The sequence below is a fragment of the Xenorhabdus thuongxuanensis genome, assembly GCF_001908095.1.
Classification (GTDB): Bacteria; Pseudomonadota; Gammaproteobacteria; order Enterobacterales; family Enterobacteriaceae; genus Xenorhabdus; species Xenorhabdus thuongxuanensis.
Window position 1 is genome coordinate 108,088 of sequence record NZ_MKGR01000011.1, and the last position, 9,458, is coordinate 117,545.

Consider the following 9,458-nt stretch of genomic DNA (forward strand, 5'->3'; position numbering starts at 1 on the left):
ATATTCCCCCTCAATTTATGGCATAAATGCTATTGACTTCATAAAGAAAGCAGCGAATTCTCGCCACTATGCCGATCTTCTCCTTAATTAATAAATCGACCTGATGCAAAAACTCATCCAGCACGGGTCCGGTACGGAAAACCTCCTGCCTGAGCTTTGCTTCTAAGTAAACTGGTGTCCCAAACCCTATGTCAGCGGTAAAATAGCTGATATGAATATTATTTTCTTTTGCTTTCAGGAGCTCCATGGCAAGGTTTGCTAAAGAGGTCGAGAATTCTGCAAAAGAAACAGCATCTAATCGATAGTCTGCGGACGTATAAATGGTAATGCTGGGCATTTGATATCAACTCCTGCAAATAGATATTTTAATAATTTCGTGATTACACGACTTCAGTTGTTACTAATCGCATTCTTTTAATGACATCCGGATTCACAACAGTACCAATCTCGGCATCGCCTCGACGGAGCTGTTCAATCAAATCCATACCTCTTGTAACTTTTCCGAACGCGGTATAATTATTATCTAAGAAGTTTGCTCTGGTGGAGGTGATAAAAAATTGATGGCAGGCACTATGTGGATTTCTCGATCTCGCCATTCCAATAGTGCCACGTTCAAACGGTAGGTGATTAAATTCAGCGGCCAGTTTAGGTAATGTTATGTGATCGAATCTCGTACTTTTTACTGGATCTCCTGTTTGCGCCATAAATCCATCAATAACACGAGAAAAAGGCATGCCATCATAAAATTTCGACTGAACCAGCGTTTTTATACGATCCACATGATTGGGGGCCAAATCTGAAAATAATTGGATAGTTACAGTTCCACTATCCAATTCCATCTCTATGATATCCCCCTGAATACTTAACCAACTTAACGCAGTGGGAAGCACGGCTGCACCTGCACATAAACCCAAGCATCCACCTATAAATAACCGACGATTCATATAATTGACTCCATTTCACAATCCATTTGCTTATTAACAACGCCCATACGCTCCATATTTATGTTTATGGCCGTTATTAAGCCGGTGTTCAAATAGAAATACTTTTGTTAATTTAAATCGCAATATATTGTTTATAAAATTGATTTTAAATGGATTTATTTACATTCTTAAAATTCAATTATTGGTAAAAGCATACCGGGTTAATAATGTGTATTGCCTTCGATAAACGATATGATTTCATCTGTGAGCGCATCTGGTTGCTCAAAATTCGGTAAATGAGAAGCTCCAGGTATTATATGTAATTCTGCATTCCGTTTATTTGCCAGACGTTGTGCATAGTCTTGTGGCGTCAGCTTGTCTTCTGCCCCTCTGACCACAACCGCTCTCACATCAGGAATCTGCATATTTGTTAAATCAGTATCGGCAATCGCTAAAGAACAGCCCGAGAAAGCTTCGACCGTTGTACGACGCAGCATCTGCCTGAGGCCATCAGTCTCAGGCGAGTCGATAAATTTCGATGTAACCCAATTGCTGATAATGCCATTCTCAAGGTGTTCAAGGCCATGTTGGAAGACATCTTCCGCCCTAGCGCGCCATAGCGAAGGTGGCGCGGCGTTCACCAATGAAGTATCGATGATAACCATACCCAGTACCCGTTTAGGTAATTTGAAACCAATCCATTGCGCTATCGTGCCTCCAATCGAAACGCCAGCAATATAAAACGAATTGATTTTCAGGTGATCCAGCACGGCGACAACATCATCGGCTAGGTCGGACATTGAAAACGGTTGAGCATCAACAGCGCTTAGCCCATGACCTCGAATATCTAGTCTGACAACACGATAGCGTTCGGTTAATCGTGGCATTTGCAAATCCCACAAATGCAAATCCGTTCCCAAAGAATGAAGAAGTATCAATGTGGTAGCTTTTTCAGGCCCTTGTACATCGACATGCTGAGTTAATTTAAGTGGTCGAATAAACATTTAGCACTCCGTATTCTTATTTTTAGCTTTATCATTGATTCCATATAACGTGATACAGATCCAAGCACCCTGACTCACCAATGGAAAACTTAAACTTTTCTAAGTTTATGGAAAAATTAATGTTATTTTCTTCAGCAACATAAGGGAGGGGGGGTTATTAATTTCCCTCACACTCTTGTCAGTATTATTAGAGCAATTATCACCATTACCCTAATGGATAATTTCGATATCCCTATCGAAATTGTAGATGCACGAAAGGGCAATTTAGTCGCATTATACCCATCGTCATTGAAGATGCTTGATTTTTCATTCCTATCAGATCAAAATCGCGCCCATGAAAATTACCCTGACAGATGCCCAAAAAGAAGCGCTTGAATTGATGCACGATACGACTCGTGATGGGCGCGTACGCGACCGTATCAAGGCCGTGCTTTTGGCCTCAGAAGGCTGGACTGCCCAGATGATTGCCCAGGCTTTGCGTATTCATGAAAGTACAGTGAATCGCCATCTGAAGGACTACTTCTCTGAGGAAAAGCTCGTCCCTCAAAATGGGGGGCTCTGAAACCGTCTGTCTGCTGAACAAACAAAACAGAGTTAGTCGCGTAAATCAGAGAAGACAAGCGCAGCGCGTCAGTGTCATCCTACATAGGCCAAAATAATTAGCATCTTATTAGTCGAAAACTCCTTTCTGGCTGGCAATTAGTTTAGCACTATAGGCCGTATACATTCCTTATAACATAATAAATCTTCATCAATTTCTTGTAACTGAAACCATGGTAATGAAGTTATTTCGCTATTCCTGCTACACTGTTAGCGTTCCCAGATATAAACCACAATTTGTGCAAAGGTATACATCAAAACCACCGTTACATTATCATCTAATTCAATAAGTTAATTAATAGACAAATGACTTTTAGAACCGCAATTTTTAGAGGTGATTTTCTCCTGAGAGAAGAAATTTTTAAGATTACCACTCAGACTATCTCATGAATGAATTTATTATATAAATGCAAGTATTTTTGAAATTATAGCTATTAATCGAATTATATAATTAAAGAAATTAATATTTTATATTTTTGTTTTTATAATATTTGATTATAAACTGACAAACAAATCAAATAAAATTGAATTAATTAAACTTTAAAGATGTATATCAGCCGTTTAATATCTGTAAAGTACAATTGTTAGAATTTACACGATAATAAAAATAAGGAGATCATATTTTAATTCTATCTCACGAAATTAAAAACATATTAAAGTTTAACAACATGGTTAAATTACATAAAAATGCATTTCATATTTTGTTTTATAAATACTCAGTTACCAAAAAGCGGGATATTTCATCTGTCTGCAATATTATTATGAAAGGAAAAGTAAAGTTATGTTGTCATCAAAATATCTGGCTGTTAATCCATCTAATTATATTCTTCATTCCGCTTATATACCCTCATCGAAGCCAGAAACTCAACGAGCTATTCTGGCTGCCAGTTTGGCTGACGGTAAGTCAATTATTAATAATGACTTACGTTGTCTGGAAACCAGTACAATGAAAGAAGCATGTCGCAGTATTGGAGCCAGAATTATTGAGGAACCGAGAAGATTAATTATTTATGGAACTGGTGGTAAAATTAACCCTGAAAAAAAAGTCATTGATGCTCTCGGTTCGGGGCTAGTCTTCCGTGTAATAACTGCCCTTACTTGCCACAGTGAAACTCCCGCTGTGATATCGGGTGATGCAACTCTCAGAACTCGTGTGATGGAACCTTTACTGAATTCACTTGTTGAATTGGGTGGAAACATCTCCAGTGTTCATATGAACGGAAAAGCACCTTTCATCAATTGGGGAGGGTATATTGGTGGTGAATGCGAAATCGAAGGAAACATTAGTTCCCAATTTATTACAGCAATTCTTTTCACAGCCCCCCCTTGCTAAAAAAAGTACTACAGTGAAAATCAAAGGAGAGATCCTATCATTATCCTATATTCGGCAGACATTAGAAGTTCTTGCAATAGCCGGCATTAAATTTAAACATAATGAAAATTTCTCCAAAATTACGGTGTTCCCTGGTAAATACAGTCCTGCTGAATATATAATAACAGGCGATTACACTTCGTGTTCTTATCTGGTTGCGGTAGCGACTTTATTTCCATGTGATTTGACACTTAAAAATATCAATAGTAAGAGCTTACAAGGTGAGCAGGCTATTCTGGCATTTGTTAAAGAAATGGGAGTGGAAGTCATTAGAAATGATCAAAAAAATGAAATTAGGTTGATTAATAGAAAAGGTCTACTCACTGGAAACTATGAATTTAATGTCAGCAACTGCCCTAATATTGTACCTACGTTAGCTTCAATAGGAATATATGTCAATGGCTGTTTCAGAGTTACCGGGGGATCTATAACCCGTCTTCATAAATCATCAAGAATAAAAGCAATGGTAAATGAGTTACTAAAATTGGGTGTTAACATTCAACCCTTGATTATAAATGATGTTTATGACGGTTTCGAAATTCATGGAGCATCATCCTATTCTGGAAATTGTAGACTGTCTAGTTGGGGGGATCATCGTATTTTTATGTCTTTATTTGTAGCGTCATTACGTTGTCAACAAACTAATTACATTGATGGTTATGAAGATGTCCATTGTTCATTCCCTTCTTTCTTTAAAGAGTTTGAGCAACTTGGTATTACATTCAAAGAAATGATTCACCAATCTGAGTCAGCTTATTAACTTTATTGAGGATATCAATATGAATATCACCAAAAAAATGTGCGAACAGGGTTATGTTGTGATACCTGAAATAATAGGCAAAGAAGAGATTAAAAATATCAGAGATTTTTATAAAAAAACCTCTGAAATAAATAATCTTTCAACTCTTCTTCCAACAGACATATTAAAAAACACTGAAATATTTCATGCTATTTTGAATGATAAAGCAGTTACAGCAATCAAGGAGATTTTTGGCAGAACTTTTTCTTTATTCCCTAATTTTACGATTCGGGAAAGTGTTTATATCCCTTGGCACAATGATGCCTATTTTTTACCTGATGAGATAATAAATCCTGATACACACTTACAATTTATGCAATGTGCTATCTATTTGCAGGATAATGAGCCTGATCATGGCGGAGGAATAACACTCATCCCCTTTTCTCATCGGCTAGATCAAGCCACTGTGAAAAGTATGTTGAATATTCCACAAGCCTACGAAAAAGTTATCATGAGCAAAGCCGGTGATCTTATTCTCTGGGATAACAGAATAACTCACAGAAGCACTTATCCTGATAAGGCGCCTGATAACACCAAATTAGCTTTACAATGGACAGTCTCTGCTTCAGAACAACATAACGAACCATACCTACAGTACCTTCGGGATCGTGCTCAACATAATATGCATGTTTCAGATTATCTCCCCAAAAGCCCAAAACCTTATTTTGCAGATATGCCTAATGTCCGATACCCAGACTCATTTCATGAGGATTCATTAAAAATAATGAAAAAGCAAAATATACACTTTATAGGGCTATGAACTATGACATATTCAAATGATGGACAGAAAGAAAATGGGGCATCTTATATATTGAGGCAGCTACGCCGATTAGGTGCTTTTCATCTCTTTATGGTGCCAGGTAAACTCATTAATGCATTCATGAAATGTTACCCGAAAGATAATGATTCAGTATTAGATATTTTTCCTGTTCCGGTAGTCACCGCCTGCGAAACGGGGGCTGCTTATATGGCAGAAGGATATGCTCGTGTTTCTGACAATTTTGGTATATGTCTAGTCATTGGTGGCCCTGATGTTACAAATACTCTGACAGGCATAACTTCCGCCTACACAGATAATTTTCCTGTTTTACTCTTAGCTGGTCAAATTTCTTCAGCAATGGAAATGCACAATGTATTACAGGACAGTACCCAATCTGGAATTAACCAACAAGCCATTTTTTCTCCGGTAACTCGCGCAACATTTGAAGTGAAAGCGGGTCAATCAATCAGCCGATTTCTGAGAGAATCACTTCGGGCAATGAAAGGAATTGAAAGGGGTCCTGTGTATCTGGGAGTCAGTAAGGAAATTTTAAATGAATATGATGAAAATCGCCCCGACATTAGTTCAAGCATTGCTGATTCTTGGAAAAATCGTCCGGTCGATATTAACAAAATACATTCACCCGAATTTGAAAATTTCATGAGTAAAACCCATAAATGCATCATTCTCGCGGGGTTACGCAGTAAAACACCTGAAACTGCTGATACACTGTTAGCATTTGCAGAAAAGTATCATTTCCCAGTAGCAACAACGCTGAGTGGTAAAGGGATATTTCCAGAAGATCATCCTTTGTCACTCGGTATTTATGGTTATTCAGGGAGTCCCAGAGCGATTGAAGCATTTAAGAATCCAGAGTTGGAAGGTATTATTTTATTGGGCATGGATACCACTCAGTGGAGCACTATGTTATGGTCTCCAGACTTACAGCTTTCAGGTAGAACAGTTCAGGTGGATACTAATCCCGAATATCTTGGTAAATACCTTGATATCACTTGTGGGATCACAGCAAACAGTAGTGCATTCCTGGAAGCTCTTGATGAACATTACCCTAATATTCTCATGCAAGGCCGTTCTAAACGGGAGAAATGGTTACAATACCTTAGTATAATTCCCAAGTATTTCCCTATTGATTTTAGCGCAACAGGCGATGCAACAAGACACCCAGCATCCTATATCAATATCCTCCAGAAACATTTTCCAGAAAATGGAATAGTCAGTGTTGATTCTGGTGCGCACCGATCATTTTTTGGTCATCACTGGATCGCCCGCAGACCTGAAGCGTATATATCAGCAACCACACTTGGCCCTATGGGCTGGAGTATCCCAGCAGGAATAGGAGCCAGCTTTGCTGCTCCAGATAGAAAATGTATGGTTATAACAGGTGATGGTTGTATGTTAATGCAGGGAATGGAGTTAGCCACAGCATCAAAATACCATCGCAATATACTTTTCATTGTCTTTAATAATGCATCTTATGCTGCAAGCTATTTTAATAATAAAGATAACAAAACAGATCTGACAAAAATTCCCGATTATGATTGGTGTCAATTGGCGAGAGGATTAGGGTTAAACTGTTTGTGTGTCAATTCTCCTGATCAATTACAGGAATGCATTGCCGAAATTATGCAACAGAACAGCCCATTTTTAATCGAAATTAAATGTGACAATCAACACACAACGCCAAATAAAGAATATAACAAACGCATAAAAGCGTTCCCACTCGTATGAAAGGTGAAAAGGCATGAAGTCAAAACTTATTATCATCAATTCGTGCGTTATACTGGTATTGGGATTATTTTCTATAGATCTTTATAATCCAGCCCTCCCTATAATAAAAACCGCACTCGCAATTACTGACAATCAAGCACAAAGCCTTGTTGTTTATTATCTCGTTGGTTTCGCTGTATCCCAACTTTTTTATGGGCCTCTCTCCGATAAACACGGACGCATTCCTGTCATTGTATTTTCCTTATTATTTTCCGCTATCGGTAATTATCTGACTTCTACGGCTGAATCATTTCACACGCTATCTCTATTCCGGCTTCTGACTGGTATTGGTGCAGGTGGCTGTCCGGTCATTAGCAGAGCTATACTCAGTGATACTTTCCGCGATAAGACGGAGTTATCTAAATCACTGGCTATTTTTTCGATGGCATCACAAGTTTCGCCTGCTTTTGCACCTGTCATTGGTGGGTATATTACAGAATATCTGCCGTGGAAGTTTAATTTTATAGCCCTTACCATAATGATGCTGATAGGTGCATTTTTTGTAAAAATGACATTGCCGGAAACATCACCGATGAAATCAACAGACAATGGCCGAATAACAGGTTTTCGAATTCTGTTATCTGACATTAATTTTGTTGTATACAGTGTTGTTTCTGCCGTTTTGTTTGCTATTACCATTGGTTATTTTACTGCCAGCCCTTTCGTATTCCAGACACAATTTGAATTATCTTCATCACAGAATGGATATTTGTTTATGGTTTATTCTGCTGGGATCGTCATAGGTTCGTTGCTGACAAAAAAATGGTTGTCACATTCCACACCTGAAAGAATTCTGAAAGTTTCACTCCCGTTATTAGTATTGTTTACAGCGATGGCGCTCATCTTTATTTATTTTACTCAGATATTGTCGATTGAATTTATCATTATTTATAGTTTTGCGGTAGGGCTAGGGTGTGGACTGTCTTCTCCATTATTACTTGGGATAAGTTTGCATGGACATCCAGAATTGTCCGGAACAGGCAGTGCGTTACAAGGCGCACTAAAAATGGCCGGAGCAGCCATTGTATTATGGTTTTTATCTAGTGGGCATACAACAACAGCAACGGGTTTAATGTGGGGACTTTTCATTCTTGCCTTGATTTGTTTTGTTTTCATTACTTTTACCCTGTATAGGGTATCCGAAACAAAAAACCGGCGCTTATAGAGCAACCAACATTGATAATGTTATCTTCACTGTCACACTAACGGAGAGAATATGGATCTTGGAATCGCGGGTCGCTGGGCTGTCATATGTGCAGCCAGCGAAGGTTTAGGATTTGCTTGCGCTGCTGCACTAGTGGCAGAAGGTGTAAATGTTGTTATTAACGCACGAAGATCTGAACAACTGAAAGTGGCGGCACAACAGCTTCAAAATATAAATTCTGCTATATCCGTAAAATGGGTATCAGGTGATATAACACAATCAGAAATTCAGGATACTGTGCTGAATACACCACCTGTGGTGGATATCCTTGTCACAAATGCGGGGGGTCCACCAACAGGCATTTATTCCGACTGGACTCGTGAAATATGGTATCAGGCCATTAATACTAATATGCTTACTCCAATCAGCCTGATTCAGGCTGTCATGGATAAAATGGTTAATCGCTGTTTTGGGCGTATTATCAATATTACTTCTGGAACAGTGAAAGCGCCTCAAAGTGAGCTGGGATTATCAAACGGAGCACGAGGGGGGCTAACAACTTTCATTAGTGGTCTGGCAAAATCTCATGCGCTGATGAGTAATAATGTTACCATAAATAATCTATTACCTGGCGCTTTCGATACCCATCGTCTGAGACAAACATTTGTACAAAAAGCGTCAAGATGCGGAGATTCGCCGGAAAGTATGGCAATACAACGAAGCCAGAAAATCCCGGCTGGACGGTTTGGTACTCCCGAAGAATTTGGTGCGTATTGTGCTTTTTTGTGTAGTAATTATGCAAGTTATATAACGGGACAAAACATCCTTATTGATGGTGGTGCCTATTCCGGTGTTTTTTAAGGCGCATCCTTCTATACCAATCGCCATTGAAGATGCTTGATTTCTTATCCAAATCAGATCATGCTTGCAACCATGAAAATTCATCTGACACCAGAACAAAAACGAGCCCTCGAATTGATGCATGATACCACTCGTGACAGTCGAGTCTGTGATCGCATCAAGGCCGTGCTTTTGGCATCAGAGGGCTGGACTGCTCAGATGATTGCA

General features: G+C 38.8%; 9 protein-coding genes and 2 pseudogenes. 8 read left to right on the plus strand and 3 right to left on the minus strand.

Going from position 1 to position 9,458, the window contains the following annotated elements; genetic code table 11:
- Positions 1-10: 10 nt before the first annotated feature.
- The 3 genes from Xentx_RS09615 to Xentx_RS09625 form a co-directional block, all read right to left on the minus strand.
- A complete protein-coding gene (locus tag Xentx_RS09615; protein ID WP_074020028.1) occupies positions 11-337 on the minus strand; it encodes a hypothetical protein in 327 nt (108 codons plus the stop codon).
- Between the two features lie 43 nt (positions 338-380).
- Positions 381-944 carry a peptidylprolyl isomerase gene (locus Xentx_RS09620; RefSeq protein WP_074020029.1) on the minus strand — a complete coding sequence of 188 codons (564 nt, stop codon included), beginning with the start codon at positions 942-944 and terminating at the stop codon, positions 381-383.
- Positions 945-1,144: 200 nt separating this feature from the next.
- Positions 1,145-1,927 (minus strand): alpha/beta fold hydrolase, encoded by a 783-nt coding sequence (locus Xentx_RS09625; RefSeq protein WP_074020030.1) that lies wholly within the window; start codon positions 1,925-1,927, stop codon positions 1,145-1,147.
- A gap of 334 nt (positions 1,928-2,261) precedes the next feature.
- On the opposite strand from Xentx_RS09625, the pseudogene Xentx_RS09630 reads away from it, so the two are divergent.
- The 8 genes and pseudogenes from Xentx_RS09630 to Xentx_RS18810 form a co-directional block, all read left to right on the plus strand.
- Positions 2,262-2,483, plus strand: a pseudogene (locus Xentx_RS09630) (helix-turn-helix domain-containing protein); the annotation flags it as partial.
- Positions 2,484-3,308: 825 nt separating this feature from the next.
- Entirely contained in the window at positions 3,309-3,860 is a 552-nt protein-coding gene (locus Xentx_RS19790) for a hypothetical protein (protein WP_279625086.1), read from the plus strand.
- Positions 3,861-3,873: 13 nt separating this feature from the next.
- Entirely contained in the window at positions 3,874-4,659 is a 786-nt protein-coding gene (locus tag Xentx_RS19795) for a 3-phosphoshikimate 1-carboxyvinyltransferase (RefSeq protein ID WP_279625087.1), read from the plus strand.
- Positions 4,660-4,678: 19 nt separating this feature from the next.
- On the plus strand, positions 4,679-5,458 hold the full coding sequence (locus Xentx_RS09640) for a phytanoyl-CoA dioxygenase family protein (protein WP_074020031.1): 780 nt from the start codon (positions 4,679-4,681) through the stop codon (positions 5,456-5,458).
- Positions 5,459-5,461: 3 nt separating this feature from the next.
- Positions 5,462-7,207, plus strand: coding sequence for a thiamine pyrophosphate-binding protein (locus tag Xentx_RS09645; RefSeq protein WP_074020032.1), 1,746 nt, complete (start codon positions 5,462-5,464; stop codon positions 7,205-7,207).
- 13 nt (positions 7,208-7,220) lie between these two features.
- The gene (locus tag Xentx_RS09650) at positions 7,221-8,411 is read left to right on the plus strand and encodes a multidrug effflux MFS transporter (protein WP_074020033.1); all 1,191 of its coding nucleotides are present in this window, start codon (positions 7,221-7,223) and stop codon (positions 8,409-8,411) included.
- Positions 8,412-8,462: 51 nt separating this feature from the next.
- Positions 8,463-9,251, plus strand: a complete 789-nt coding sequence (locus tag Xentx_RS09655) for an SDR family oxidoreductase (RefSeq protein WP_074020034.1) — start codon at positions 8,463-8,465, stop codon at positions 9,249-9,251.
- A gap of 72 nt (positions 9,252-9,323) precedes the next feature.
- Positions 9,324-9,458: pseudogene (locus tag Xentx_RS18810) on the plus strand (IS630 family transposase); the annotation flags it as partial.